Raw genomic sequence first — 24,905 nt, 5'->3', positions numbered from 1 at the left:
GCGGCAATTCGGCATTGTAGCTCCATGAACAGGGCAACGACATGGATTGGCGGGGCGACGGCAGCGGTGGTGCTGGCCCTGGGTGCGGCGTTCTTCACGGGCCAGTCGCTCGAAGCGCGCGACGCCGAGGGAACCGCGACCTGGCTCACCGCCGACGACGTGCTCAACTCTGGCGATAGTCCCGCTTCCGTCGGCAAGCCGGCCGTGCAGCAGGTGGCTGCTGCGGCCCGGCCCGCCACTCAGGCCGTTGCCGCCCCGGCGCCCAAGGAGGCACCATTCGTCATCAAGCGAATCCTGCCGATCGACGGGCCGATCAAGTACGGCGAATGGCACTGGGACGAATCCGGCGCCCCGGCCGACGGCCCGCTGGTCATCACGGTTGATCTCGAAGCGCGCGTCCTGTCGGTCTTCCGCGGCGGTTACGAGATCGGCGCGGCCGCCGTCCTGCTCGGTACCGACAAGCACCCGACCCCGCTCGGCACTTTCCCGATCCTGTCGAAGGAGCGCCACAACGTTTCCGAGAAGTACAACAACGCGCCGATGCCTTGGACACTCCGCCTGACGTGGGATGGCATTGCCATCCACGGCGGCGCGACGGTCGAGAACGGCTTTGCCAGCCACGGCTGCATCGGCAGCCCGAACGATTTCGTCAGCAAGCTCTTCACCGTCGCCAAGAAGGGCGACAAGGTCATCATCACCCGCGGCAAGAGCGCCAAGCTGGGCGACGCTCTGATCGAGACCTAGGTCCTGCGCGGGGGCGCGCGGCGGAACTCCCAGCCGGCCCTTCCCGCCTTCGCCGCCACGCCGCCGAGCGTGCCGGCCGATCCGGCGTCCAGCGCATCCACCAACCGGGCCACGTCGCCGCCGCGCGGCGCTGCGTTGAACTCCGCCATGATCCGCGCCACGATCCTGAGCGCGATCGCCCGCGGCAGGCCGGGCGCAAGGAACACCGCGTCGTCGTTTCGCGTGACCTGGGCGTTCCAGGCCTGTTCGGCGGCCCAATCGAGCGCTTGATCGGCATCCGCCAGACAGGCCGCGCTGGCCGCCACGGCCCGTGGATCGAGCCAATCGGCCCCGGCCAGCGCCCGCCGCATCCGCACCCGGTCGAAGCGTTCGTCGGCGTTGCTCGGGTCCACGACTGCGGTCATCCCTGCCCTGTCCACCAACGCCGCGAGCTCCGCGCGCCGCCAGCCCAGCAGCGGGCGGACAAGCGGCAGATCGCTGCCCGGCACGTTCCCCCTCGCGCGGACCCCGGCGAGCCCCGCGACACCGCTCCCCCGGTTCAGCCGCAGCAGCAGGGTCTCGGCCTGGTCGTCGGCATGATGCGCCGTGGCGATGGCGTCGAGGCCCCGCTCCCGCGCCCATACTGCGAGCGAGGCATAACGCGCCAGGCGCGCCTCGCTCTGCACGTTGCCCTGCCCCACAACGACCGGCAGCGTGGCATGGACCGCGCCCCTTGCGGCACAGACCGCTTTGACGAATTCAGCTTCCTGCGCCGCCTCCGCGCGCAGGCCGTGATCGACCGTCGCGACCTCGAAGGTTTCGGGGATGGCGGCATGCGCCAGCAGGAGCATGGCCAGCGAGTCCGGCCCGCCGGACACCGCCAGGCCGATCTTTCCGCCCGCCGGGAGCAGGCGGCGCAGGTCGGCTTCGAAGCGCGCAGCCTCGTCCGCGATCACTCCGCCGCTAGCAGGTGACGGCCCTGCGGTCCTTGTCATACTGGCTCTGCAACCGCCCGGTGGCGACTGCCGGATACTTCGTGGAGAACTCCGCCAGGGCACGGCACGCGCGCGCGGTGTCCTTCAGCGCGATCATCGATTCGGCGAGGTAAAGCAGACTGTCGGGCGCGCGCGCGCCGTTCGGATCCTTCTGGTAGTTCTCCAGGAAGAAGGGCGCTGCCGCGCGCGGTTGCCCGTCGTCGAAATAGGCACGGCCCAGGAGGTTGCGCCCGAAGCTGATCCGCGAGTGCGAGGGATGCTTGTCGACGAACTGCTTGAGCGCCTGCTGCGCCTCGGGGAAGAAGCCGGCGTCCCACAGGCGGAAGCCATAAGTGTAATCGTCGTCGCCCGCATCGCCGGTGTCGGGCTTGAGGATCGCACGTACTCGCTCGAGCCGTTCGGCGCTGGGCCCCGTCGGCCGCGCTGCGGCGGCGGGGGTCGGCGTCGGGGCCGGCGTGGCGCGTGCCGGTGCGGGCGCAGGGGTCGGCGTCGGAGTGGCGCGAGCCGGCGCCGGGCTCGAGAGGGCCGGGCCGGTAGTGCTCTGCGCCGGAGCCGGGGCGGGGGTCAGCGGGAGCGGCTCGGCGCGCGGCTCGACCAGCGCGAGCCGGGCTTCGAGCTGCGCGAGGGCGTTGGCGTTCTCTTCGCTGCGCGCGGTCAGCATGGCGAGCTGCGCCTCGAGCGAATCCAGCCGAGCGAGGATATCGGTCACCGCGGTTTCCGAAGGGGTGCCTACGTTCTGGACCGGAACCTGACCGTTGGGCGTCACCACCTCGGGCGTGAAGAATCGCCCCTCACCATTGGGGAAGACCTGCCGCTGGATCGCCCGGATCTCCGCCTCGATCTTGCGCAACCGGGCGTCGTCCTGCGCGGCCACCGGCATGGCCACGATCATGGTGCCGGCCAGCGCCAGTGCGGCGATCACGTTACGTGAAGCGGCCCATCGGGTTAAACGCATTGAATCTGCCTTTCTTGCCAGCCCTGCGATCTCTCAGCCGGCGAAAGAACCGCGGCTGAACGAGCTCGACCGAACGAACCGGCGGAGTGTGCCAAGGGGGGACGGTAATGTCGAGGAGGCGGGGCGCTCAGGTCGCGGGCGCGGCGGGGTTTTCCCCGGCAGGAGCGGTTGCGGGCGTCGCCGAGGCCCGCGCGAGCAGCGCCTCGGCCGTTACCGGCACGTCCTTCATCACGACGTCGTCCTCGGCCAGCTTGGCGACTTGCCTGCCGCCGATGGTGATCGAGAAGGCATCGGGCCGCCCGGTCCAGACCTGCGGACCAGCAGCATTTGCCGGGACGACGTAGCGTTCGCCGCGCGCCATCTGCTTCTGCATCAGTTGCTGGCCCGCCGCGTCGTAGAACTTGACCCAGACGCCATCCTCGAGCGCGGTGAAGACCACCTCGCCGCCGGGATCGACCGGCCCCTGCGCCTGCTGCCGGGCATTGGCGGCCGCGGCTCGCTGCGCCGCCGCCCGCTCGGCATCGGCCTGTTCGGTCAGCGAGGGCAATTCACCCGCCGGCGCCAGAGCGGTACGGAAGAATGCGAAACCGCCCGCCAGCAGCAGTACGACCGCCGCGACCGAAAGCCAGCCCAGCCCGCGTGAGGGCACCCGCGCAGGATCCCCCGGCTCGAACGTCGCGGGGCGATGGGAATCGCGGCCGCTGCGCTCGTCGAGCTCGGCGCGGACCATCGTCACGATCTCGTTCTCGTTCAGGCCCACCGTCTTGGCATAGGTGCGCGAGAAGCCCACGGCGTAGGTTCGCCCGGGTAATTTATCGTAATCAGCGCTCTCGATGGTGATCAGGTGGCGCAGTGGGATGCGCGTCTGCGCGGCGACCTGCTCCACGGTAAGGCCCAGGGATTCGCGCGCCGCGCGCAGACGGGCGCCCGCGTTTTGCGGGACCACCGGCGGCGTTTCGATCATGTCATTCGTGTCGTCCATGTCGCTCCCGTGCGTCATGGGGTCGTGCAACCCGTTTTCTCGTAACCCGCAAAAGACGGACAGGCGCGCCGCAAGTCAAGGGCGGCCGGGGCCGGGGCATCAATCGACCTCGATTTCACGTTCCTTGGCCCACTGCATCATTGCCCCGCGCATGTCGGGCGGGGGATTGGCCAGCCATTGCTTCATCGCCGCACCGATCTCCACCGTGTCGATGCGGCGAACGAGCTCCTTGAGCGGCCCAACCGAGGCCGGAGTGATCGACAGCCGGCGGATGCCCAGCCCGATCAGCGCCAGTGCTTCCAGCCGCCGCCCGCCCATCTCGCCGCACACGCCCAGGTCCACCTTGTGCCCCTTGGTGGCCAGCACCACGCGCGACAGGAACCGCAGGATCGACGGGCTGAGCCAGTCGTAGCGCTCGGCCAGCTTGGGGTTCGCCCGGTCGGCCGCAAACAGGAACTGCGTCAGGTCGTTGGTGCCGATCGAAATGAACGACAGGCGCGGGATCAGCACGTCGAGCATCTCGGCAAGCGAGGGCACCTCGAGCATCACGCCGTAATTGATCGCCTCGGGCAGCTTCTTCTTGAGCTTGCGCAGATAGGCGACTTCGCGCTCGAACACCTCGCGCGCGGCGTCGAATTCCCACGGCTCGGACACCATCGGGAACATGACGTTCAGCGTCTTGCCGCCGGCCGCCTCGATCAGCGCGCGCGCCTGGGCCATCAGCAGGCCTTCGCGCTCCAGCGCCAGCCGCAACGCGCGCCAGCCCATCGCCGGGTTCTCGTCCTCGCGGCTGGTTTCGGACAGCGTATAGGGGAGCGCCTTGTCGCCCCCGATGTCGACGGTGCGGAAGATGACCGGCTTGGTTCCGGCCGCGTCGAGCACGTCCTTGTACAGCCGCTTCTGCCCGTCGCGCGAGGGCATCGTGGCGGAAACCAGGAACTGGAACTCGGTGCGGAACAGCCCGATGCCGTCGGCCCCCGTCAGGCTGAGCATGGACATGTCTTCGCGCAGGCCCGCGTTGATCATTACCTGGATGCGCTGCCCGTCGCGCGTGAAGGGTTCGACATCGCGCAGCTTGGCATAAGCGGCCTGCTTCTCGCGGCTGCGGACAAGGCGGCTCTCGAACCCGTCGAGTACGCCCTGGACCGGGCGGATCGTCAGGGTCGACTCGTCGCCGTCGACCAGCAGCGTGTCGCCTTCGCGGATCAGGCCGCGGGCGTTGCGCACGCGGCCGATCACCGGGACCCCCATGGCTCGCGCCACGATGACGACATGCGCGGTGAGGCTGCCTTCCTCCAGCACCACGCCCTTCAGCCGCCGCTTGTCGTATTCGAGCAGCTCGGCCGGACCCAGGTTCTTGGCGATCAGGACCGAATCGTGCTTGAGGCCCTGGCTGGCCGCGGTGCCGAGCTGGCCCGACACGATCCGCAGCAGGCGGTTGGCCAGGTCTTCCAGGTCGTGCATCCGGTCGGCCAGCAGCGGATCGTCGATCTCGCGCATCCGCATGCGGGTACGTTGCTGGACGCGCTCGATCGCCGCTTCGGCTGTCAGACCGGAATCGATCGCCTCGTTGATCCGGCGGCCCCAGCCTTCGTCGTAGGCGAACATCTTGTAGGTCTGCAGGACTTCGTCCTGTTCCCCGCCGAGGCCGAATTCGGCCTGTCCGGCCATGTGCTCGATCTGCTCGCGCATCTTGTCGAAGGCGAGATAGACCCGCTGGCGTTCGGCCTCGGTATCCTCGGCGACCGTCTGCTCGATCGTGATGCGCGGCTGGTGGAACAATGCCTGGCCCAGGCCCAGGCCCTTGACGAGTTGCAGCCCCTTGACGATTTCCTGCCCGGTCTGGGCACCGGGAATCGCGCCCGGCGCTTCCTCGTCGACCAGGCCCGCGCTGCGCACCAGCTCCGCCAGGACCATTGCGACGGTCTGCAGGGCCTCGATCTCGACCTCTTCGTAACGGCGCGATTCGGCGTGTTGCACCGTCAGCACCCCGATCGCCCGCTCCCGCCGGACGATCGGAACGCCCGCGAAGGAATGGAACTTTTCCTCGCCGGTTTCCGGACGGTACTGGAACTCGGGATGGGTGGCCGCCTCGGCCAGGTTCAACGTCTCGATGTTCTGCGCGATCGTGCCGGTCAGACCGGCGCCGACCGCCAGCTTGGTGACGTGAACGGCGCTCTGGTTCAGGCCGCGCGTTGCGAAAAGCTCGAGCATGCCGTCGCGCAGCAGGTAGATCGAGCAGACCTCGCTATCGAGCGCCTCGCCGATGATGTCGACGACCTGGTTGAGCTTGCCCTGCGCGTTGATGCGCGAGGCCATCAGCTCGTGTAGCTGGGTCAGGATCGAGCGGGCAGCGGCGGCGGCGGACATCTGGAACGACCGCTACCGCATACCCGGGCGATTGAACAGGGACGAGGCCCTGCGAATTTCTCGATTTTAGATGTGTGCGAGCTCTTCCTTGATGAGGAGCTTTTGCTTCTTGAGGGTCTGGATGATTGCGATGTCGGGTGCCGGCCGGTTCAGTTCGTCCTTCAGCTTGCGCTCCAGTCCGTCGTGCTTGGTCTGGAGGGCGGCGACATGCGAATTTTCCATCGTGTTCTCCTGGTAAGCCTGCGGTCTTGCGACCCGCTGCGCGACTCAGGCTGTGCGGCCGATGAGCCGTGCGATTGTCATCAAAACACACAATCGTTAATTCACCAAACGATGCCGCGGCGAACCGGTCGCGCGTGGCGACGTGACGAACACGGGTGGGGCAAGTCGAACGTGACAGAAGACGAAATGCGCCGCCGCCTGGCCTTGATGCGCACCGAACACCGCGATCTCGATGCCGCGATCTCGGCTCTGACCGAAACCGGCAGCCAGGATCAGTTGCAGATCGCCCGGCTGAAGAAGCGCAAGCTGCTGCTGAAGGATCAGATCGCGGCGTTCGAGGACTATCTCATGCCCGACATTATCGCCTGAAAGCGTGTCGGCTGGGGACAGCGCCAAATCGCGGCGGAAAACCTTGGTTAACGTGCTGGCATGGCTTCGCGGAAAGGGTTTAGCCCCTCGATCGAGATGGCGGACCATGCAAGCATCAGCCCCACGATCATCGAATCGCTCTATACCGAGGCGCTAACCCTGGCCGACGAGGTGCGCGCCGCGTTCGATCTCTCGGGCCGGCTCGATCTGGCCGGGGCGGACGAGGATCTCGCCCGTGTCGCTTTGTCCTGCGAGGCGCTGCGAACGACCACACGGATGATGCACGCCATCGCTTGGTTGCTCAACCAGCGGGCCTTCTTCGCGGGCGAACTCAGTGAATTCCAGCTGCGCCATCACGGTCGGTTGCCGGGCGGGCAGCCGCCGGCCGACGCCGATCAGCTGGCCATGCTGACGCCGGACCTCGTCAGGCTGATCCGCCGGACCGAACGCTTTCACGATCGCATCGCCCGGCTCGACAATGCCTGGCGCGATCGCTTCCGGATGTATCCCGCCGCCATTCATCGTCTGCGCGAACGGCTCGGCTCAGAAATGGGCGCACGCTAGCGTCAGACTTTGGCGAGTGCCGCCCGCCAAGCCATGAGGCGGGCGGCACGAACCGCCTCCGGCATGTCGGGACTGAAAAGCCTGGTCGCGCCGATCATCGCCCCGGCGGCGCTTTCCAGCGAGGCGTGAAGCCCGGCGCCCACCGCCGCCAGCATCGCCGCGCCGAGCGCCGTCGTCTCCACGAAATCGGGCCGCACGACGGGGACCTGCAGCGTCCCGGCAAGATCCTGCGCCAGCCAGTCGTTGGCGCTCATCCCCCCGTCGATCCGCAATGTCGCCCACGGTGCGCCGTCGGCCGCGAAAGCCTCGGCCAGGTCGCGAGTCTGGTGGCTGACCGATTCGAGCGCGGCGCGAACGACGTGCGCGCGGGTCGCGGCGAATGTCAGGCCATCGACCAGTCCGCGCGCCTCGGCCCGCCAGTGGGGCGCGCCAAGGCCGGACAAAGCCGGGACGAACACGACACCGGCGCTGTCGGGGACCGAACGGGCCAGGTCCTCGCTTTCGGGTGCACTGACGATCAGGCCCAGCGAATCGCGCAGCCATTGGAACAGGCTGCCCGCGACGAAGATGGACCCCTCGAGCGCGTAGGTGCGCCGGCCGGCGATCTGCGCCAGGACCGTCCCAAGCAGGCGGTGGGCCGAATGCGGCAATCGCCCACCCATGTTGGCCAGGACGAACGCGCCTGTGCCGAAGGTCGCCTTGGTGTCGCCGGGCGCGAGGCAGCCCTGCCCGATCGTCGCAGCCTGCTGGTCGCCGGCCAGCCCGGTGACCGGGATCGGCGCGTCGAAAAGTGTAGTGGTCCCGAACTGGCCAGCGTTGTCGACAACCTCTGGCAGGGCGGAGCGCGGCACCCCGAACAGGTCGCACAGCCCTTCGTCCCAGGTCGCTCCATCCAGGGCGAGCAAAAGCGTGCGGCTGGCGTTGGCGGCATCGGTCAGGTGGGCACCGGTCAGCTTCCACACCAACCAGGATTCGACCGTCCCGAAAGCCAGGGTGCCGGCATCCGCCGCCGCACGAACGCCCGGCTCGTTGTCCAGCAGCCAGCGCATCTTGGTGGCCGAGAAATAGGGGTCGAGCATGAGCCCGGTCTGGCGCCGGACGGCATCCTCCGCGCCCGAATCGCGCAAGGCGGCACAGGTTTCGGCCGTTCGCCGGTCCTGCCACACGATTGCACGCGAAAGCGGTTCGCCCGTCGCCCGATCCCAGGCGACCACGGTTTCGCGCTGGTTGGTCACCCCCAGGCACGCAATGCGTCCCGCACCCCCGGCCGCCGCGACCATCTCCTGCGCGCAAGCCAGGGTATGGTGCCAGATCTCGGCCGCATCGTGCTCCACCCAGCCGGGCCGCGGATAATGCTGCGTGAGCTCACGCTGCGCCTGGCCGCGCAACTCGCCGCCGGCGGTGAACAACATCGCCCGGGTCGAGGTCGTGCCTTCGTCCAGCACCAGGATCAGCGGTTCGGTCGTTTGCATATCGTCTCCCGCCCGCCATATGCAGGCGATGGCGATGCCCCCGCAACCCTGGCCGACCGGCGAGACGGAGCAGCTCGAACCGCTGGTGCGGCGGGTGCTGGCGCCCAACGTCTCGCCGTTCACCTATACCGGCACCCAAACCTACCTCGTCGGAAGCGACGAGGGGCTGGCGGTCATCGATCCCGGGCCGGCCGACGAAGCCCACCTCGATGCCCTCGCGCGCGCCATCGGCGAGGCCAAGGTCGTGGCCATCATGTGTACCCACACGCACCGCGACCATTCCCCCGCGGCGGCCCCGCTTGCCGAACGCACCGGCGCGCCGGTTGTCGGCTGCGCGCCGCTGGTGCTCGAGAACGCCGGACCCCGCGCCGACGCGCCGTTCGACACTACTTATGCTCCCGACCGCATCCTGGCCGACGGCGAGGGTATATCCGGTCCCGGGTGGACGCTCACCGCTCTCGCCACGCCGGGCCACACCTCGAACCACCTGTGCTTCGCGCTGGAAGGGGCCGGAGCCGTGTTCACCGGCGACCACGTGATGGGCTGGTCGACCACCGTGGTCGCCCCGCCCGACGGCGACATGGCCGCCTACATGGCCAGCCTCGACAAGCTCCATGCGCGCGACGACCGGATCTACTATCCCGCGCATGGCCCCGCGGTCGGCAATCCGCGCCAGCTCGTGCGCGGGATGATCGGGCATCGCCGCCAGCGCGAACGGCAGATCCTGCGTCTGCTGGGCGAACGGCCGCAGGCGATCGCCGACCTGGTGCCGGTCATGTACAAGGGGGTGGCGGAATTCCTCTGGCCCGCGGCGGGGCTCTCGGTCGAAGCACATTTGCTCGATCTGGAACGTCGGGGGCAGGTCGCCCGTTCACTGGACATATGGTCGACGACACCCTGAACCGCCCCGCAAGCGAAACCCTCCGCCCGCTGCCCGAAGCGCGGCGCGAGCCGGCCCTCGCCCGCGTGCAGATGGTCCCCTGGCTCCTCTTCATCGTGATGCTTGCCGTCGCCGCCTGGCTGGCCTGGCGCGCTTTCTTCTACCAGGCGGAAGGCGATCCGGTGGCAAGCGCCATGCTGGCGTTCGAGAAGCAGAATTCGCTCACCGTGTTCTCCAGCCGCTTCGAGGTCGTGGCCGAAAGCACCGATCAGCGCGGTCCGCTCGGCCTGCCGGTCCTCAAGAGCCGCCAGGCGATGATCGTCCCGGCAACAGTAGAGTACCGCGTCAATCTCGCCAGTGTCGGCCGCGACCGGATGCAATGGGACGACGGTAGCGACACGTTGCGCGTCCAGCTTCCCCCGCTCCAGACCTCGATCCCCAACCTCGACGAAAAGTCGGCCCGGCTGTTTACCGACGGCAACTTCGTCACCGGCGGCGCGGCGCAGGATCTGGCCCGCAACAACTCGGCCCAGGCGGAACGCAAGGCGAGCGAATTTGCCCGCAACGCGGAAATCCTGGCTCTGGCCAAGACTGCGGCGAAGGAAGCGATCCGGCAGAACCTGACCATCCCGCTGCAGGTTGCCGGCTACGGCGACGTAAAGGTCGAGGTCGCTTTCGACGGGGACGTCGCCCAGTAAGCGGCCGATTGCCAATGTTGCGATAAACAATTATCATCCTCGCCGGGGGGAAACGGCGATGGCAACCATTCCTTTTTCGCGTCCTGCAGAGAGCGAGGCGCGCTTCTTCTTCATCATGGCCTGCGTGATGGCGGGCGCCAACGTGGTCGGCTTCGGCATGAACGCGGCGCTGGGCAGATCCAGCTTCGGCGCGCCCTGGCTGGTCCACTTCCACGCCTGGGTGATGATGGGCTGGATGGGGCTCTATGTCGCGCAGAACGCCCTGATCTACGCGCGCAACAACCGGCTACACCGCAGGATCGGCTGGATCGCCGCCGCCTGGCTGCCGCTGGTGGCGATCATGGGGGTCCTGATAACCCGCGCCTCGCTGCAATCGGCGGGCGGGCCGCCCTTCTTCGACCAGAACCAGTTCATGTTCAGCAACACGCTGCAGCTCGCCGGCGTGATAGCAATGGTCGTGGCCGCCATCGCGGTGCGTGCCAACACCGGCTGGCATCGGCGATTGATGTTCTGCGCCTTCGCCATCCTGACCGGACCCGGTCTCGGCCGCATCCTGCCGATGCCGTTCCTCATTCCCTATGCCTGGTGGGTCGGCTCCATCCTGGTGCCGATGATCTTCCCGGCGATCGGCATGCTGGCCGACAAGCGCCGCTACGGCCGGGTCCATCCCGCATGGCTGGTGGGGATCGGGACCTTCGTCGCGATCCAGATCGTGGCCGACCTCGTCGCCTACAGCGACTGGGGCATCGCGTTCACCCAGTCGGTGATCGCGGGCACGCCGGGGGCAAACAGGCCTATGGAAGCGTTCTTCCCGCCGATGTAGGGACCTTTTGCGGAGCCAAGCGCTCGTTGAAAGGTTGCCCCAGGCATGAGCATCGAAACCAGACTTCCCACGGGCGCCGATCTGCGCGCCGAGATCGATCGTCTGCGCAAGGAGCGCAACGCGGTCATCCTGGCGCACTACTATCAGAAGCCGGAATTGCAGGACCTTGCCGATTTCGTCGGCGACAGCCTCGAACTGAGCCGCAAGGCGGCCGACACCGACGCCGACGTCATCGCGTTCTGCGGCGTCAAGTTCATGGCTGACACCGCCAAGATCCTGAGCCCTGAGAAGATCGTCGTCCTGCCCGACATGGATGCCGGATGCAGTCTGGAGGACAGTTGTCCGCCGGAGAAGTTCCGCGCCTTTCGCGAGGCGCACCCCGACCATATCGCGCTGACTTACATCAACTGCTCGACCGAGGTTAAGGCGCTGTCCGACGTGATCGTCACCAGCTCGAGCGCGGAGACCATCCTCAGCCAGATTCCGGCGGACCAGAAGATCATCTTCGGCCCCGACCGGCATCTGGGCGGCTATCTCAACCGCAAGTTCGGCCGCGACATGCTGCTCTGGCCCGGCGTGTGCATCGTGCACGAGGCTTTCAGCGAGCGCGAACTGCTCAAGCTCAAGGCCGAGCATCCCGACGCGCCGGTTGCGGCGCACCCCGAGTGCCCGCCGCACATCATCGACCACGCCGATTACGTCGGTTCGACCAGTGGCATTCTCGGATTCGCCAAGTCCTTCCCCGGCGACACGCTGATCGTGGCGACCGAGCCGCACATCATCCACCAGATGGAAAAGGCGATTCCGGAGAAGACCTTCATCGGCGCGCCCGGGGCGGACGGGAACTGCAACTGCAACATCTGCCCGTACATGGCGCTCAACACGATGGAGAAGCTCTACGCCTGCCTGCGCGATCTCGAACCCCGCATCGAGATCGAGGAGGGCCTTCGCCTGCAAGCCAAGCGCAGCCTCGACCGGATGCTCGAGATGGCCAGCGGTACCGTCGGCAAGGGCGACCTGGGGCGGGCCTAGGCACACCCCGCGAACTCGCGCGTTATCCCTCGCATGAGGGCAGACCTAAGCTGGCTGTGGAGCCGGCTAAACGCGAACTACTGGTTCTGGCCGGCACTGTTTTCGGTGCTGGCCGTCGCGTTTGCACTCGCAATGGTCTGGCTCGACCGGCACGGCTTTTCCGAAGCGCTCAACGATACCCAGTGGATTGTCCCCGCGCGCCCCAATTCCGCTTCCAACATGCTTACGGTGATCGCCGGGTCGATGATCGGCGTGGCCTCGACGGTGTTTTCGATCACGATCGCCGCGGTCGCCTATGCCAGCGGCACATACGGCCCGCGCCTCCTGACCAATTTCATGGAGGACAAGGGCAACCAGCTTTCGCTGGCAACCTTCATCGGCACCTTCGTCTATGCACTGACGGTCCTGCGCACCGTGCGGGCCGAGGACGAGGTGGCGAGCAATGCGGCCGACGCCGCCAGCACGACCCTGCCCGGCTTCGTTCCGCAACTGTCCTTGCTGATCGCCTATGGCCTTATGGCAGTCTCCGTCGCCGTGCTGGTGTTTTTCCTGAACCATGTGCCCAGCTCGATCCGGATCAACACCGTGCTGGAAGGGATCGGCCGGCGCCTGCTGAAGGGCATCCGATCCTCGTTTCCGGACGAGAATACGGGCCTGAAGGCACCCGAGGCGCCCAAGGGCGGGCAGCAGGTGCGCGCCACCCGCATCGGATATGTGCAGATCATCGACTTCGAAGGCCTGTGCGATGCGGCACAGGGGCACTCCGCGCGGATCGCGCTGGAGGTCCGGACCGGCGATTTCGTCCATCGCGGCAGCACTCTGGCGCGCATGGTGCCCGACGACGGCAGCGGTGATGAAGAGGCACAACCCTACCTGGAAGGCTGCTTCAGCTTCGGCGCCACCCGCACGCCCAAGCAGGACTCGCAATTCCTGATCGACGAGCTGGTGGAGATCGGCCTGCGTGCGCTCAGCCCCGGGATCAACGATCCGTTCACCGCGATCACGGCGATGCACTGGCTAGGCGCCGCCACGGCGGAACTCGGCGCGCGCGAACTGATCAAGTTGGACCGCGACCAGGACGGCAAGGGCGATGCCGCCGACCGGGTCATCCCGCTGCCCGACGATTTCGATCACTACCTTCAGCGCGGCTTCGGCGCGATGCGCAGCGCCGTGGCGACCAGCCACACTGCGGCACTGGTCATGTTCGACACCTTGCGGCACGCGGCCGCCCCGATCGAGGACGAACGGCGCCGCCGCCTGCTGGCGCAGCAGGGCGACTTGCTGATCGAACAGGTGCGCCTGAACCTGCAAGGGCCCGACCTGCAGGATGTCGAAGCCCGTTACGTGGGGTTCAGCCGGGCCTTCGCCTGATCGCGCCCGCCCCTACTCGATCGGCAGGTCGAACAGCAGCGCGCGCACGTACTTCGCCGGCGGCGAGCCGTGGGCCAGCGCGGCATCGTGGTATTTGCGCAGGTCGAAGTCCTTGCCCCAGCGCCGTTCCGCCTCGCGCCGCATCTCCAGGTGTTCCTCGTAGCCGCTGAAGTAGCTGAGCAACTGGACCGACGAGAGCTGCCCGCGCACCCACTTGCCGGCTGCCTCGCGCTCCTGCTGGAAGGCGCCGACGGTCATCAGCTCCATCGCCTGCTCGCGTGTCATACCCTCGGTGTGGATGCCGATGTCGAGCAGGGTGTTCACGATCGAGCGCAGGCGCATCTTGAGCATCGTCAGTTCGAACAGGCGGCCATCGACGGTTTCGCGCCCACCGAGATAGCCTTCCTCGGCCATCACCCGCTCGGAATAGACCGCCCAACCCTCCACGAACGGGCCCGATTGCAGGACGGCGCGCAGCATGCCGGGGAAACGGCTTGCATGGTCGAGCTGAAGGTAATGCCCCGGCACGCCCTCGTGGATCGAGAGCTCATGGAGCATGTACCAATTGTATTCGGTCAGGAAGCTGGTCGCCTGGGCGTCGCTCCATTCGGCCGGGATCGGCGAGATGGCGTAGAAATTGGGCTGGTCGCGCTCCAGCGGGCCGGGCGCGTCGTCATAGGCGACGGCATTGCCCTGCTGGAACTTGGGCATGGTGATGATCTGCACCGGGCCGCTCGGCATGGCGACGAAGCCGCGTTCGGCGGTGAAGGCGGTCGCCGTGGCGAGCGTGGCGCGCGCCTCGTCCTCCAGGGTCGTGCGGGTCGCCCGCCGGGCATAGGACTTGGCCAGCGCGCATTCGATCGCCTGCTGCTGATTGCCCTTGTCGCACTCGGGAAAGGTCCGGGCGACCGTTTCCATCTGCGCGCGGGCCTCGTCGTAAGCCGCCTGGGCCTTCGCCTTGAGCTCGGTGCGCGGGATGTCGCGCTGGAGGGCGAAGCGCATCTTCTGGTCGTACAGCTCGGGCGCGAGCCGGAAGTCGCCGCGGGCGTTGGGCACGAGCACGGTGTCGAGCCAAGTCTGCTGGACAGTCACCGCGGTCTTCAGGCCGGCGAGAGCGGCATCGAAGCGCGTCCGTTCGACGCCGCTGCGCGCGACCTCGGGCATCAGCGCCGCGTCGACGATTTCCATCAGACCGGCGTTCTGGCGCGAAACCGTTTCAGCCTGAATCTTGGGTACGCGCGCCGGATCGAGCTGCTGGCGCGAAGCTTCGAGATAGGCGGGGATCTTCTCCATCCGCGCGACGATGTTCTCGAACCGCTGGGGCCAGGGGGCGAAGTCGCGCGCCACGAGCGAATAGAGCGCGTTCGCCGCGGTGTTGTTGTAGACTTGCGGGTTCCACGCCCAGGTCTGCAGCACTTCCAGATCCCACAGGTCGTAGGCGAGCCTGTTCTTCAGGAGCGCGTAGTCGACCTGGTTCTCGCGGGTCAGCCGGGCCGGGTCGATCTGCCCGAGCGCCTGCTGCAGGTTGCGGTACATCGCCGCCTCGGTCGCCCGCGCCTCGGGCCCGAGGGCGGGCAGATCTGCGTCGTGCTCGTGGTCGCCCAGCCCGGTCGCTGCAACAGGGTCGAGCGCGGTCAGGATATCGACGTAACTGCGCCCAACCTTTTCGAACGCCTCGTTCACCTGGGCATCGGTCGGCATGGCGATCACCTCGGCGGGAACGGCGGTGGCGGGGGGCGGCGCGGCAGGCACCGTGGCGCAGCCGGCAAGCCAGGATGCGGTTGCGGCTAGCATGAATTTCGAAGCGATTGTCCTCATGCAGCGCCTGCTACCAGCCGCGCGGCACGAGGACAATTCGGGTGCTCTGCCCGTCAGACGAGCGCGACCGGCCCTTCCACCTTGCGCGGCGCGGTTTCCTTGAGGAACAGCGCCACCACGAAGCCGAGGATCAGGCTGGCGATCACGAAAGTGAACACGTTCTCGATCCCGCTGCCGGCCGCGATCTGGCCGGCGATCATCGGCGCCACACCGCCGCCGAATATCTCGCCCGCGCCGATGACCAGGCCGGCGACCGATGCGATCATGCCGACAGGAGCCGCCTCCGCCGCGACCGGCCCGGCAAGCGTTGCCAGGGCCGAGAAGTTGAACAGGGCAGCGAAGAACAGCAGCCAGAACAATGCCCCGAGGTTGTCGGCCCCTGCCCGCACGAAGAACCAGATGAACACGGCGGCCAGGATATAGGAGATCAGGATGGTGATCTTGCGGCCGATGAAGTCCGACAACGTCGGCATCGCGAACTGGCCCAGCGCGCCGCCGAAGCCGATGGCCGAGGTGACGAAGCCCATTTCCTGCACCGACAGCCCGAGGAAGTCGGTCAGGTAGCTGGGCATCATGGCCCCCATCACGAAGATGCCGCCCATCGCGCACATCAGCGTGATCATCGCCAGCCCCACGTTGCGATGGCGAAACAGGTCGGCAAAGCTCGGCCGGACCACCGTGGCGCCGCCTTCGACCGGGGCGGGCGCCGCCGGCTCGCGCACGACGAAATACATTACGGCCGCCATGATCAGGCCGGGAATGCCGACCAGCATGAACACGGTGCGCCAGTCCGTGACCAGCAGCAACTGCGTGGCGATGATCGGGCCCACGGCATTGCCCATCAGGCTGATCATGCACTGGAAGATGCCGTTGTTCATGCCGCGCCGCTTCGGGTGCGAGGCTTCGACGGCGACGGCCACGCCGATCGATGCGACCGGCCCTTCGGCCAGGCCCATGATCGCGCGCACCAGCAGCAGGCTGACCAGACCGCCCACCACGCCGGACAGGGCGGACATCAGCGAGAAGATGATCACTGCGGGGATCAGCACCTTCCGGCGCCCGACCCGGTCGGACAGGAAGCCCATCGCGAAAGCCGAGATGCCCCAGAATACGGCGAGGATGCCAACCAGGTTGCCGAGGTCGGCATAGGTCAGCCCGAGCTCGTCCATGAAGGCCGGAAACAGCACCGGCAGGATGAACCTGTCGAGCCCGACCAGCCCGAACGTCAGGCTGAGGATCAGGATGATCTTCCACTCGTAGCCGGTTTCCCAGCCCTTGCCGTCTTGCTGCATGTGATACCCCCCCCGTTAAACTCCCCTCACGGATGTTTAACAGCAGCCGGAACCGGCGTCGATTCCCCCGAAGCGCGCGCGATCACGAGGGCGAGGGCAACCAGTGCCATGCCGATCACGTCGACCAGGCCGAGCGTCTCGCCGAACGCCAGCCAGCCCGCGACCGCCGCCACCGCCGGCTGGGTCAACAGCGCGAGACCGATCACCAGCGGGGGGAAATGGCGGAGCGAATAGACCAGCAGCCCTTGCCCGATCACCTGGCTGGACAATGCCAGGCCGACGACCGGCCCCCAGTTCTGCGGCCAGACCGGCTCGCCATGCGCCAGCGCCGCGATCAGCAGTACGGGAATGCTCGCCGCGCTGGCCCGGGCAAGCAGCCGCCAGGCGCCCAGCGCCTGGCGCGCATCCTGCAGGATCAGCAGGTAGAAGGCATAGAGCATCCCGGCGAGGAGGCAGAACAGGTCGCCGTACAGCGTCTGCAGCGACAGTTCGAAGCTGCGGCCGAGCAGGATTGCGACGCCGCCGACCGCGGCCGCCACGGCGATCCATTCGCGCGCCGCGGGCCAGCGGCGCCACGCCACGAAGCCCCAGACCATCAGGATCAGGCTGCCAGAATTGCCGAACAGGGCCGCGTTACCGAGGCGCGTGTAGCCGATCCCGATGTGCCAGCTGGCAAGGTCGAGGGCGAACAGCACGCCGCCCAGCGCCACCGCCCAGGCAAGCTTGCGCGGTACGGCCGGCGCGCCCGCCCCGTCCTGCCAGCGCGCCAGCAGGAACAGGGCCGGTGCGGCCAGGGCGACCCGCCAGAACCCCGCCGAAATGGGCCCGCTGTCGGCCACGCGCACGAACCACGGCCCGACCGCCAGCGCGGCGTTGCCGGCCAGCAGCATGGCGACGAGCAACCAGCGCGGGGGAATGCGAGAGGGCATGCCGCGGCCCTAGCGGTGGCGGCGCGCTTGGCTATAGGAATCGTCGCAAAGGAGATTGCCGACCATGCCGATGCGTTCTTGGCTGTTCGTCCCGGGTGACAGCGACCGCAAGCTGGCCAAGGCGGCCGAACTGGGCGCCGACGTGCTGATCGTCGACCTGGAGGACGCCGTCGCCCCGCAGGCCAAGGTCCAGGCGCGGCAGCTCGCCGCGGGCTGGCTGCAGCACGGGGGCGGCGGGGCCGCGCAGCGCTGGGTCAGGATCAATCCGCTCGACGGGCCGCTCTGGCGGGAGGATCTCGCCGCCGTCATGCCCTCGCGGCCGGCGGGCATCATGGTGCCCAAGGCCGCCGGGCCGGAGCAACTGCGCATCCTTGCCGCCGAGCTCTACGAGCTCGAAGGCCGCAACGGGGTCGCCACCAATTCGACCCGCATCCTACCGCTGGTCAGCGAAACCCCCGCCGCGGCCCTGGGAATTCCGGCCTACGCGGCCACGGAGCTACCGCGTCTCGCCGGCCTTACCTGGGGAGCGGAAGATCTGTCCGCCTCGCTCGGGGCCAGCCGCAAGCGCGATGCGAACGGCCGCTGGACCGACACCTTCCGCATGGTCCGCTCGATGGTCGTGCTGGCCGCCCATGCCCGCGGCGTGCTGGCGATCGACACACTCCATGCCGACTTCCGCGACATGGACGGCCTCAGGCGCGTGGCCGACGAGAGCCGTGCCGACGGATTTGCCGGAATGCTGGCGATCCATCCCGGGCAGGTCGAGATCATCAACGCGGCCTTCACCCCGACCGAAGGCGAACTGGCCGAAGCGCGCGCGATCGTCGCGGCCTTCGCGGCCAATCCCGGTGCGGGCGCGCTGCAGCTCGACGGGCGGATGATCGACCAGCCGCACCTCGAACAGGCGCGCAAGCTGCTCGCGCGGGCGGACTAGCTACTCGGCTTCTTCGGTTTCCGGCTCGGCCGGAGTTTCTGCAGGTTCGGGCGTGGGCTGCGCCGCGTCGACCTCGGCAGCCTGGGTGCTCGTCCGGCCCGGCGCGGCAGGCGAGGTTCCCTCCCCGTCCCCACCCGGCTCGGCAAGCGGCGCGCGCGAGCGGACCTGGTCGAGCGGGACCATCGCGTCGCTGATGGTCCCTTCCAGCACTTCGCCCTTCAGGCCGCCCTCTTCCGGCGGCGCGGTGTCGTTGCACCCGGCAAGCAGCAGGACGGCGCCGGCAAAAGCGATGCGGATAAAGGTCAAACGGCACACTCCGGCTTGGCAAGCGCGGCAAGGAAATCGTCCGCGCGGCGCTGCAATGCCTCATCCCACGCGCCGGGCGCAACCGCCTTTCCCAGCCGGGCGAGGCTGGTCACGCCGTATTCGGCGATGCCGCACGGCACGATCCCGGCGAAGTGATCCAGATCCGGGTCGAGATTGACGGCAAACCCGTGCATCGTCACCCAGCGCCGGATCCGGACGCCGATGGCGCCGATCTTCGCCTCCCGTCCGTCCACGTCGCGCGTCCATATCCCGACGCGTCCCTCCGCCCGCCAGCTCGGCACGCCGAAATCGCCCAGGGTGTCGATGACCCACCCCTCCAGCGCGTGGACGAAACAGCGCACATCGCGCCCGCGCTTGCCGAGATCGAGCAGGACGTAAGCCACCCTCTGCCCGGGCCCGTGATAGGTGTAGCGTCCGCCGCGGCCCGTCTCGATCACGTCGAACCGCGGATCGATCATCTCGGCCGGATCCGCGCTCGTCCCCGCCGTGTAGACGGGAGGATGTTCGAGCAGCCAGATCATCTCAGAGGCGCTTTCGGCGGCGATGGCGGCATTGCGCGCCTCCTGCGCGGCCAGCGCGTCCCGATAGTCGACGGCCTCTGCCGAGTGCTTCCATTCGATACCAGACTGGGGAGTGCCGGACATGAGCGATTGCGTGGCGAGGAGCGGCAGGTTTATCAAGGGGTCGATCAACGAAGGGGTGGTTCGTGAAGCTGGAAATGAACCGGGCGTGGAACGAGGCGATGGCGCTGCTGTCTGCCAACAGGCAGGTCGTGTCGATTGTGGCCGGCGTTTTCTTCTTCCTGCCCTATGTCGTGTTCATGTTGGCGATGCCGGACACGGGCAGTGCCATCGGCGATCCCGAAAGCATGGAAGCTGCCTATGCGCAAATGGGCGATTTCTATGCCAGCTATTGGTGGCTGCTGATCATCCTCTTCTTCGTGCAGGGAACCGGGATGCTGGGCATGCTTGCCTTGCTGACCGATTTTCGGCGGCCGACAGTGGGCGAGGCGCTGGCAATCGGTGCGCGCAAGGTTCTGCCCTATCTCGGCGCCTGTCTTCTCGCAGGTTTTGCGATCGCGTTGATCTTCACCATCGTGGCGACAATTTCCGCTTTGGCTATCGCGGAACTGGCCTTCGTCGCGATCCTGCTGCTGATACCCGCGATGGCTTACGCGATGGTAAAATTCTCGCTCGTGGCCCCCGTGCTGGTCAAGGAAGAGACGAACAATCCGATCGTCGCCATGCGCCGCTCGTGGCGGATCACGAAGGGCAATTCCTTCAGGGTCTTCGGGTTCTACTTTCTTCTGATGGTTGTCCTGCTGGTGGTGACGATGGTCATTTCCATGCTCGTCGCGGTCCTGGTGGCGGCGCTCGGCCCCGAGGCCGGCCACTTCGTCAACGCCATCATATCGTCGTTGATCAATGCGCTGTGGGTGACCGGCTTCCTCGCCGTGCTGTCGGCGGTGCACGATCAGCTGTCCGGAACGAGTGCCGGCGAGATTGCCGAAACGTTCGAGTAGGTCCGGCCCCGGGGCTGCCTAGTCCTGCCAGCCCCAGCACAGCAGGCATGGCGGTATGTTCCACCATGCGAACCCCGTCTCGATCCGGCCGAAATGCCGCGCGGTGAGATCGCGCGCGGTCGCGCTGAACTGATAGGTCAGGAAAGCGCCGCCCTGGCGAACCACGCGGTGAGTGGCGGCGGCGATTGCCGGGCCGACCCCGTCGGGCAGGGTCGAGAACGGGAGCCCCGAGAGGACGTAGTCGGCCTTGTCGAACCCGAGAGCCTTCAGGATGTCCTCGACGTCGGCGGCGGAACCCAGCACCGGATGGAAACGACTGTCGCCAACGGTGCGCGTAAGATAGTCGATGAACAGCGGGTTCGTGTCGATCACGACCAGCGCGCCGTCACGCGGCAGGCGGTCCAGCACCGGGCGGCAGAACGTGCCCACGCCCGGACCGTATTCGACGAACACCTTGCACTCGTCCCACTTCACCGGCGCCAGCATTTTCGCGATCGTGTGATCGGACGAGGGAATGATCGAGCCGACCATGCGGGGATGCTCGAGAAAGCCCTGGAAGAAAACGCCCGCCGGCCCCATCGCCCGCGTCACTCGCCGCATCAGCTTCGCCCCGCGTTGTTCGCGGGCCAGCTCGCTGCTGTCCATATGCTCGGCGTCCCTTCAGCGGCTGCGCGGCGCAAGCCAGTCAAGCCTGCGCCGTTTGCAGAAATGCCTTGCCGAGGCAAGGCTCAGGTGCGCTCGGTGCCGTTCCCCTGAGCAACAAAGCGTTGGATGTGGCTTGGTGGGCAGGCCGACGCGACGGCGTTCACGACTGGCGCCCGCTGGCAAAAATGCAGACTCGTCCAAAACGTCCTTGCGTTTGCAAATCGTTCGCAATAGCTGGCTATTGAGAATCGTTTTCAAAACTTCTGCAGGGAGGTCATTTTGGCTCTAGGTTCGCGCGGTTCGCGCATCGTTCTTCTCTCGTCCGCGGCGCTCGTCGGACTCTCCAGCGCTGCCCAGGGCAATGCGCCCGCGCCGAGCGACTATCTGCCGGTCGATATCCTGGTGACTGCCTCGATCGGTGGCTATGCCGAGGAAGACGGATCCACCGCCACCAAGACGCCTACGCCGCTTATCGACGTCCCCCAGACCGTGACGGTGATCACCCGCGATCAACTGGACGACCAGGCCATGCGCGGGATCAACGAAGCGCTGCAATATGTGCCGGGCGTTTCGCTGGAGACCGGCGAAGGGCACCGCGACCAGGTCTTCATCCGCGGACAGGGCACCACGGCAGACTTCTACATCGACGGGCTGCGCGACGATGCGCAGTACTATCGCCCCCTGTACAACATCGAGCGCGTCGAAGTGCTCAAGGGCGCGAATGCGCTCATCTTCGGGCGCGGCGCGGGGGGCGGGGCGATCAACCGCGTCGGCAAGCAGGCCAACACGGCCGGAATGTCCGGCTCCTTCGCCGCTTCCGCCGACAGCCATGGCGCCTGGACGCTTGCCGGCGACGTCAACGCGCCGTTCGCGGCCGGGGTCGCGGGCAGGCTCAATGCGATCTACGAGGAATTCGACAGCAACCGGCAGTACTACGGCGGCCGCTTCATCGGCATCAGCCCCACGTTCGCCGCCGATCTCGGTCCCGACACGCGGCTTACCGCGACCTATTCCTACGATGACGACAGGCGCCTGACCGACAGGGGCAATCCCTCGCTGAACGGCGAACCGCTGAGGGGCTACGACGATACCCTGTTCGGCAATCCGGACTTCAACAATGCCGAGACCACGGCGCACATCGCGCGCACTCGCCTTACCCACCGGTTCTCCGACGCTCTCAGCGCCAACGCCACCGTGCAATACGGCAATTACGATCTGTTCTACTCCAACGTCGTGCCTTCCAGCGCCACCGCCACAACGGTGACCCTGTCGGGCTACCAGAGCGGGCTCGCGCGCGAGAACCTGATCGGCCAGGCCAACCTGGTCGCCGAGTTCGACATGGGCGGCGCCAAGAACACCCTGCTGTTCGGCGTCGAGGCGACGGATCAGCAGAGCGCCTCGATCCGCAACCAGGCACGCTTCAACGGAGCGACGAGCGTGACGGTGCCGCTGGAAGAGCGTCTGACCGTCCCCTTTCCCACCGTCAGCCTGCAACGCTCCTCCACTTCGGACCTCTCGGTTTTTTCCGCCTACATCCAGGACCAGGTCGATTTCGGGATCGTCCAGCTCGTCGGCGGCGTGCGCTACGAACGCTTCGACCTGGAGACCGCCGATCTCGTCGCGTCGACCGCCGGCGCCCGCGTGGACGAACGGTGGAATCCGCGCTTCGGCGTGATCGTCAAGCCGAGCCAGGCCCTGTCGCTCTACGCCAGCTACTCGGAAAGCTTCCTGCCGCAGTCCGGAGACCAGTTCAGCCTCATCTCGCCGGTACAGGCGCTGCTGAAGCCGGAGGTGTTCCGCAATTACGAGATCGGCGCCAAGTGGCTCGTCGCGCCGGAACTGTTCCTGACCGCCGCCGCCTTTCGCCTCGACCGGTCGAACACCCAGGCACCGGACCCGGCCAACCCCGGCTTCGTGGTCCTCACCGGATCGACCCGGGTGGAGGGTTTCGAGGCCAGCCTTGCCGGGACCCTTGCCCCGGGCATCGACCTGACGCTGGGCTACACCTATCTCGACGGCGGGATCCGCAGCACCACGGCGCAGGCCGTGGCCGGCACGCGCCTGCACCAGTTGCCCAGGCACCAGATCAGTGCCTGGGGGCGGTTCGCGCTTACGGAGCGGTTGGCGCTGGGCGCCGGCATGATCCATCAGTCGAAGCAGTGGGCGGCGCTGGACCACGCGGTCGCCATGCCATCCTACGTGCGGTTCGACGCCGCCGCCTTCTATGACCTGACCGAGGCGGTAACGCTGCAGCTCAACGTGGAGAACCTGTTCGACGCCGACTATTTCGGCAGCGCCCACGGGAACAACAACATCCAGCCGGGCAAGCCGCTGACCGCCCGCGTCGGCGCCCGGTTCAAGTTCTAGGATCGGCGAGCGGCAATCCGCCTGCCCGACCCGGCAGGGACGCGAGCGGTCAGTCTTCCGCCGGACGCATGGCCGGTACAGCGGCTGCCGCGTCCTCCGGGTCGATGCCGGGCGCTGGCGCGGCACTGAGCCGTTCCTGCCGCAGCCCCACGCGCCCGGCGCGCTGCACCGCGCGAACGAGGCGCGGATAGACGCCGCAGCGGCACAGGTTGGGGATCGCCGCCTTGATCTCCTCCTCGCCGGGGGCAGGGTTGCGCGCCAGCAGCGCCGCGGCGGAAATCGCGATGCCCGGCGTGCAGAAACCGCACTGGATCGCCTGCTCGGCCACCAGCGCCTGCTGCACCGGATGGCTGCGGTCGCGGCTCAGGCCCTCGACCGTGGTGATGAAGCGCCCTTCGGCTTCGGCCAGAGTGATCAGGCACGATCGCAGCGCCTCGCCGTCGACCATGACCATGCACGCGCCGCAGTCGCCCGTTCCGCAGCCGTACTTGGTGCCGGTCAGGTTGGCCGCGTCGCGCAGCGCCCACAGGAGCGGCGTCTGCGGGTCGATATCGAAGCGCACGGGCCGCTGGTTGACGGTCATTGCTGTCATGAGCTCAGCCCGGCGCGTAGTTTTCCAGGTAGTGGCACTTGTCGCAGCGCCACGAGACGACTTCGTGCAATTTGACGCCTCTCATCTTCGTGGCGGTCCAGAAGCTGCGCACCGGTGCGCCCGCCGCCCATTGGGTCACCTTGTTGCTGCCATGATCCGCGTCGACCACGAAGCCTTCGCTCATCCGGCCGCCGCACTTGGGGCAGGTCTTGATCCCCGCCATCAGTCTCGCCAGCTCCGGTCGATGGTATCGATCTTGCGCGTCCACGCCTCGAAATCGAGCTTGCCGAAATCGGTCGTCAACTGCTTGTCGCGGTCGCGCTGGTGCGTTTCGATCACCTCGCGCGGCACGACGATCGGCTTGCCCATGCTGGCGGTCTTGACCTGGATCTCGCAGGCCCGCTGCAGCATGTAATACATCAGGAACATCTCGGGGATCGTGCGCCCCATCACGACCGGGCCGTGGTTGCGCAGCATCAGGATGAAGTGGTTGCCGATGTTCCGCACCAGCCGCTCGCCCTCTTCGGCGCGGACGGTGATGCCCTCGAAATCGTGATAGCCGATCGCGCCATCGAAGAAGCAGGAATAGAAGTTCGAGGCCTCCAGCCCGCCCTCGGTCGAGCATACCGCCATCGTATCGGGCGTGTGCGTGTGGACGATCGCATGGGCGTGGGGCAGGTTCTTGTGGAACACGGAGTGCTGGGTGAACCCGGCCAGGTTCACCGGATAGGGATTGTCCCCCACCTTGTTGCCCTCGCCATCGATCTTGACGAGGTTGCTGGCGGTCACTTCCTCCCACAGTAGGCCGTAGGGGTTGATGAGGAAGGCATCGTCCTCACCCGGAACGCGCAGTGTGATGTGGTTGTAGATCGATTCGCACCAGCCGAGGTGGGCGAAGATCCGGTAGCAAGCTGCAAGCTCCTGCCGCGCCTGCCATTCGGCTTCGCTGCATTCGATCCGCGGCTTGAGCATGGTGGCCATCATTCTCTCCCGAAAAATCCGTTCGTGCTGAGCTTGTCGAAG

General features: G+C 67.2%; 26 protein-coding genes. 11 read left to right on the top strand and 15 right to left on the bottom strand.

Annotated features, from left to right (window positions below; translation table 11 throughout):
- The first annotated feature begins 24 nt into the window (after nt 1-24).
- Nucleotides 25-744 carry a L,D-transpeptidase family protein gene (locus ACWPMZ_RS14070; RefSeq protein WP_455704687.1) on the top strand — a complete coding sequence of 240 codons (720 nt, stop codon included), beginning with the start codon at nt 25-27 and terminating at the stop codon, nt 742-744.
- Here ACWPMZ_RS14070 and tilS read toward each other — a convergent pair.
- The 5 genes from tilS to ACWPMZ_RS14045 form a co-directional block, all read right to left on the bottom strand.
- On the bottom strand, nt 741-1,679 hold the full coding sequence (gene tilS / locus ACWPMZ_RS14065; protein WP_455704686.1) for a tRNA lysidine(34) synthetase TilS: 939 nt from the start codon (nt 1,677-1,679) through the stop codon (nt 741-743). The two genes, ACWPMZ_RS14070 and tilS, sit on opposite strands and share 4 nt — an antisense overlap.
- A 7-nt stretch (nt 1,680-1,686) precedes the next feature.
- Nucleotides 1,687-2,673 (bottom strand): tetratricopeptide repeat protein, encoded by a 987-nt coding sequence (locus ACWPMZ_RS14060; protein ID WP_455704685.1) that lies wholly within the window; start codon nt 2,671-2,673, stop codon nt 1,687-1,689.
- A 127-nt stretch (nt 2,674-2,800) separates the two neighbouring features.
- Nucleotides 2,801-3,655 (bottom strand): helix-turn-helix domain-containing protein, encoded by an 855-nt coding sequence (locus ACWPMZ_RS14055; RefSeq protein WP_455704684.1) that lies wholly within the window; start codon nt 3,653-3,655, stop codon nt 2,801-2,803.
- A gap of 99 nt (nt 3,656-3,754) precedes the next feature.
- Nucleotides 3,755-6,025, bottom strand: coding sequence for a phosphoenolpyruvate--protein phosphotransferase (ptsP, locus tag ACWPMZ_RS14050; protein WP_455704683.1), 2,271 nt, complete (start codon nt 6,023-6,025; stop codon nt 3,755-3,757).
- Between the two features lie 66 nt (nt 6,026-6,091).
- Entirely contained in the window at nt 6,092-6,247 is a 156-nt protein-coding gene (locus tag ACWPMZ_RS14045; RefSeq protein ID WP_455704682.1) for a YdcH family protein, read from the bottom strand.
- 171 nt (nt 6,248-6,418) lie between these two features.
- Here ACWPMZ_RS14045 and ACWPMZ_RS14040 point away from each other — a divergent pair, with 171 nt between their 5' ends.
- Together ACWPMZ_RS14040 and ACWPMZ_RS14035 are read left to right on the top strand one after the other, a co-directional pair.
- The gene (locus tag ACWPMZ_RS14040; protein WP_455704681.1) at nt 6,419-6,616 is read left to right on the top strand and encodes a YdcH family protein; all 198 of its coding nucleotides are present in this window, start codon (nt 6,419-6,421) and stop codon (nt 6,614-6,616) included.
- Between the two features lie 60 nt (nt 6,617-6,676).
- A complete protein-coding gene (locus ACWPMZ_RS14035) occupies nt 6,677-7,180 on the top strand; it encodes a DUF1465 family protein (protein ID WP_455704680.1) in 504 nt (167 codons plus the stop codon).
- A gap of 2 nt (nt 7,181-7,182) precedes the next feature.
- Here the strand turns inward: ACWPMZ_RS14035 and glpK are convergent, their stop codons facing one another.
- Nucleotides 7,183-8,652: a glycerol kinase GlpK gene (gene glpK, locus ACWPMZ_RS14030; protein ID WP_455704679.1), complete on the bottom strand. Its 1,470-nt coding sequence runs from the start codon at nt 8,650-8,652 to the stop codon at nt 7,183-7,185.
- Nucleotides 8,653-8,686: 34 nt separating this feature from the next.
- On the opposite strand from glpK, the gene ACWPMZ_RS14025 reads away from it, so the two are divergent.
- The 5 genes from ACWPMZ_RS14025 to ACWPMZ_RS14005 are packed head-to-tail and all read left to right on the top strand — an operon-like array spanning nt 8,687 to nt 13,456.
- Nucleotides 8,687-9,553 (top strand): MBL fold metallo-hydrolase, encoded by an 867-nt coding sequence (locus ACWPMZ_RS14025; protein ID WP_455704678.1) that lies wholly within the window; start codon nt 8,687-8,689, stop codon nt 9,551-9,553.
- Nucleotides 9,535-10,230 carry a DUF4230 domain-containing protein gene (locus ACWPMZ_RS14020; protein ID WP_455704677.1) on the top strand — a complete coding sequence of 232 codons (696 nt, stop codon included), beginning with the start codon at nt 9,535-9,537 and terminating at the stop codon, nt 10,228-10,230. The genes ACWPMZ_RS14025 and ACWPMZ_RS14020 overlap by 19 nt, the downstream gene beginning before the upstream one ends.
- Before the next feature lie 58 nt (nt 10,231-10,288).
- Nucleotides 10,289-11,053 carry a hypothetical protein gene (locus tag ACWPMZ_RS14015; protein WP_455704676.1) on the top strand — a complete coding sequence of 255 codons (765 nt, stop codon included), beginning with the start codon at nt 10,289-10,291 and terminating at the stop codon, nt 11,051-11,053.
- Between the two features lie 45 nt (nt 11,054-11,098).
- The gene (gene nadA, locus ACWPMZ_RS14010) at nt 11,099-12,085 is read left to right on the top strand and encodes a quinolinate synthase NadA (RefSeq protein ID WP_455704675.1); all 987 of its coding nucleotides are present in this window, start codon (nt 11,099-11,101) and stop codon (nt 12,083-12,085) included.
- A 33-nt stretch (nt 12,086-12,118) separates the two neighbouring features.
- A complete protein-coding gene (locus ACWPMZ_RS14005) occupies nt 12,119-13,456 on the top strand; it encodes a DUF2254 domain-containing protein (protein ID WP_455704674.1) in 1,338 nt (445 codons plus the stop codon).
- 12 nt (nt 13,457-13,468) lie between these two features.
- On the opposite strand, the gene ACWPMZ_RS14000 is transcribed toward ACWPMZ_RS14005, so the two are convergent.
- Genes ACWPMZ_RS14000 through ACWPMZ_RS13990 form a run of 3 tightly spaced genes read right to left on the bottom strand, consistent with a single transcriptional unit; the run spans nt 13,469 to nt 17,495 of the window.
- A complete protein-coding gene (locus tag ACWPMZ_RS14000) occupies nt 13,469-15,274 on the bottom strand; it encodes a DUF885 domain-containing protein (RefSeq protein WP_455704673.1) in 1,806 nt (601 codons plus the stop codon).
- A gap of 53 nt (nt 15,275-15,327) precedes the next feature.
- A complete protein-coding gene (locus ACWPMZ_RS13995; protein WP_455704672.1) occupies nt 15,328-16,566 on the bottom strand; it encodes an MFS transporter in 1,239 nt (412 codons plus the stop codon).
- Between the two features lie 26 nt (nt 16,567-16,592).
- Complete coding sequence (locus ACWPMZ_RS13990; RefSeq protein WP_455704671.1) at nt 16,593-17,495, bottom strand: DMT family transporter; 903 nt, start codon at nt 17,493-17,495, stop codon at nt 16,593-16,595.
- Nucleotides 17,496-17,559: 64 nt separating this feature from the next.
- On the opposite strand from ACWPMZ_RS13990, the gene ACWPMZ_RS13985 reads away from it, so the two are divergent.
- Entirely contained in the window at nt 17,560-18,429 is an 870-nt protein-coding gene (locus tag ACWPMZ_RS13985; RefSeq protein WP_455704670.1) for an HpcH/HpaI aldolase/citrate lyase family protein, read from the top strand.
- Here the strand turns inward: ACWPMZ_RS13985 and ACWPMZ_RS13980 are convergent, their stop codons facing one another.
- Together ACWPMZ_RS13980 and lipB are read right to left on the bottom strand one after the other, a co-directional pair.
- Nucleotides 18,430-18,735 (bottom strand): hypothetical protein, encoded by a 306-nt coding sequence (locus tag ACWPMZ_RS13980; RefSeq protein ID WP_455704669.1) that lies wholly within the window; start codon nt 18,733-18,735, stop codon nt 18,430-18,432.
- The gene (lipB, locus tag ACWPMZ_RS13975; protein ID WP_455705160.1) at nt 18,732-19,400 is read right to left on the bottom strand and encodes a lipoyl(octanoyl) transferase LipB; all 669 of its coding nucleotides are present in this window, start codon (nt 19,398-19,400) and stop codon (nt 18,732-18,734) included. The genes ACWPMZ_RS13980 and lipB overlap by 4 nt, the downstream gene beginning before the upstream one ends.
- Nucleotides 19,401-19,462: 62 nt before the next feature.
- Between lipB and ACWPMZ_RS13970 the strand changes: the two genes are divergently transcribed.
- Nucleotides 19,463-20,278: a glycerophosphoryl diester phosphodiesterase membrane domain-containing protein gene (locus ACWPMZ_RS13970; RefSeq protein WP_455704668.1), complete on the top strand. Its 816-nt coding sequence runs from the start codon at nt 19,463-19,465 to the stop codon at nt 20,276-20,278.
- An 18-nt stretch (nt 20,279-20,296) separates the two neighbouring features.
- On the opposite strand, the gene ACWPMZ_RS13965 is transcribed toward ACWPMZ_RS13970, so the two are convergent.
- On the bottom strand, nt 20,297-20,923 hold the full coding sequence (locus ACWPMZ_RS13965; protein ID WP_455704667.1) for a class I SAM-dependent methyltransferase: 627 nt from the start codon (nt 20,921-20,923) through the stop codon (nt 20,297-20,299).
- A 279-nt stretch (nt 20,924-21,202) separates the two neighbouring features.
- Between ACWPMZ_RS13965 and ACWPMZ_RS13960 the strand changes: the two genes are divergently transcribed.
- Complete coding sequence (locus ACWPMZ_RS13960; RefSeq protein WP_455704666.1) at nt 21,203-23,290, top strand: TonB-dependent receptor; 2,088 nt, start codon at nt 21,203-21,205, stop codon at nt 23,288-23,290.
- Between the two features lie 49 nt (nt 23,291-23,339).
- Here ACWPMZ_RS13960 and ACWPMZ_RS13955 read toward each other — a convergent pair whose 3' ends face one another.
- Genes ACWPMZ_RS13955 through ACWPMZ_RS13945 form a run of 3 tightly spaced genes read right to left on the bottom strand, consistent with a single transcriptional unit; the run spans nt 23,340 to nt 24,863 of the window.
- A complete protein-coding gene (locus ACWPMZ_RS13955) occupies nt 23,340-23,882 on the bottom strand; it encodes a (2Fe-2S)-binding protein (RefSeq protein WP_455704665.1) in 543 nt (180 codons plus the stop codon).
- 4 nt (nt 23,883-23,886) lie between these two features.
- Complete coding sequence (locus ACWPMZ_RS13950; protein ID WP_455704664.1) at nt 23,887-24,105, bottom strand: PF20097 family protein; 219 nt, start codon at nt 24,103-24,105, stop codon at nt 23,887-23,889.
- Entirely contained in the window at nt 24,105-24,863 is a 759-nt protein-coding gene (locus tag ACWPMZ_RS13945; protein ID WP_455704663.1) for a class II aldolase/adducin family protein, read from the bottom strand. The genes ACWPMZ_RS13950 and ACWPMZ_RS13945 overlap by 1 nt, the downstream gene beginning before the upstream one ends.
- Nucleotides 24,864-24,905 lie beyond the last annotated feature (42 nt).

The sequence above is a fragment of the Tsuneonella sp. HG222 genome, assembly GCF_053819185.1.
Note: the sequence above shows the minus strand (reverse complement) of the source record. Positions and strands in the feature narration are given on the sequence as shown.

Bases quoted from the DNA above. Each gene is read 5' to 3' on its own strand.
- lipB (WP_455705160.1), bottom strand. From the start codon at position 19,400: ATGTCCGGCACTCCCCAGTCTGGTATCGAATGGAAGCACTCGGCAGAG.
- ACWPMZ_RS14020 (WP_455704677.1), top strand. From the start codon at position 9,535: ATGGTCGACGACACCCTGAACCGCCCCGCAAGCGAAACCCTCCGCCCG.
- ACWPMZ_RS13955 (WP_455704665.1), bottom strand. From the start codon at position 23,882: ATGACAGCAATGACCGTCAACCAGCGGCCCGTGCGCTTCGATATCGAC.
- ACWPMZ_RS14045 (WP_455704682.1), bottom strand. From the start codon at position 6,247: ATGGAAAATTCGCATGTCGCCGCCCTCCAGACCAAGCACGACGGACTG.
- ACWPMZ_RS14055 (WP_455704684.1), bottom strand. From the start codon at position 3,655: ATGGACGACACGAATGACATGATCGAAACGCCGCCGGTGGTCCCGCAA.
- ACWPMZ_RS13990 (WP_455704671.1), bottom strand. From the start codon at position 17,495: ATGCCCTCTCGCATTCCCCCGCGCTGGTTGCTCGTCGCCATGCTGCTG.
- ACWPMZ_RS14000 (WP_455704673.1), bottom strand. From the start codon at position 15,274: ATGAGGACAATCGCTTCGAAATTCATGCTAGCCGCAACCGCATCCTGG.
- glpK (WP_455704679.1), bottom strand. From the start codon at position 8,652: ATGCAAACGACCGAACCGCTGATCCTGGTGCTGGACGAAGGCACGACC.
- ACWPMZ_RS13985 (WP_455704670.1), top strand. From the start codon at position 17,560: ATGCCGATGCGTTCTTGGCTGTTCGTCCCGGGTGACAGCGACCGCAAG.
- ACWPMZ_RS14060 (WP_455704685.1), bottom strand. From the start codon at position 2,673: ATGCGTTTAACCCGATGGGCCGCTTCACGTAACGTGATCGCCGCACTG.
- ACWPMZ_RS13950 (WP_455704664.1), bottom strand. From the start codon at position 24,105: ATGGCGGGGATCAAGACCTGCCCCAAGTGCGGCGGCCGGATGAGCGAA.
- ACWPMZ_RS13995 (WP_455704672.1), bottom strand. From the start codon at position 16,566: ATGCAGCAAGACGGCAAGGGCTGGGAAACCGGCTACGAGTGGAAGATC.
- ptsP (WP_455704683.1), bottom strand. From the start codon at position 6,025: ATGTCCGCCGCCGCCGCTGCCCGCTCGATCCTGACCCAGCTACACGAG.
- ACWPMZ_RS13945 (WP_455704663.1), bottom strand. From the start codon at position 24,863: ATGGCCACCATGCTCAAGCCGCGGATCGAATGCAGCGAAGCCGAATGG.
- ACWPMZ_RS14025 (WP_455704678.1), top strand. From the start codon at position 8,687: ATGCCCCCGCAACCCTGGCCGACCGGCGAGACGGAGCAGCTCGAACCG.
- nadA (WP_455704675.1), top strand. From the start codon at position 11,099: ATGAGCATCGAAACCAGACTTCCCACGGGCGCCGATCTGCGCGCCGAG.
- ACWPMZ_RS14070 (WP_455704687.1), top strand. From the start codon at position 25: ATGAACAGGGCAACGACATGGATTGGCGGGGCGACGGCAGCGGTGGTG.
- ACWPMZ_RS14035 (WP_455704680.1), top strand. From the start codon at position 6,677: ATGGCTTCGCGGAAAGGGTTTAGCCCCTCGATCGAGATGGCGGACCAT.
- ACWPMZ_RS13965 (WP_455704667.1), bottom strand. From the start codon at position 20,923: ATGGACAGCAGCGAGCTGGCCCGCGAACAACGCGGGGCGAAGCTGATG.
- ACWPMZ_RS14005 (WP_455704674.1), top strand. From the start codon at position 12,119: ATGAGGGCAGACCTAAGCTGGCTGTGGAGCCGGCTAAACGCGAACTAC.
- ACWPMZ_RS14015 (WP_455704676.1), top strand. From the start codon at position 10,289: ATGGCAACCATTCCTTTTTCGCGTCCTGCAGAGAGCGAGGCGCGCTTC.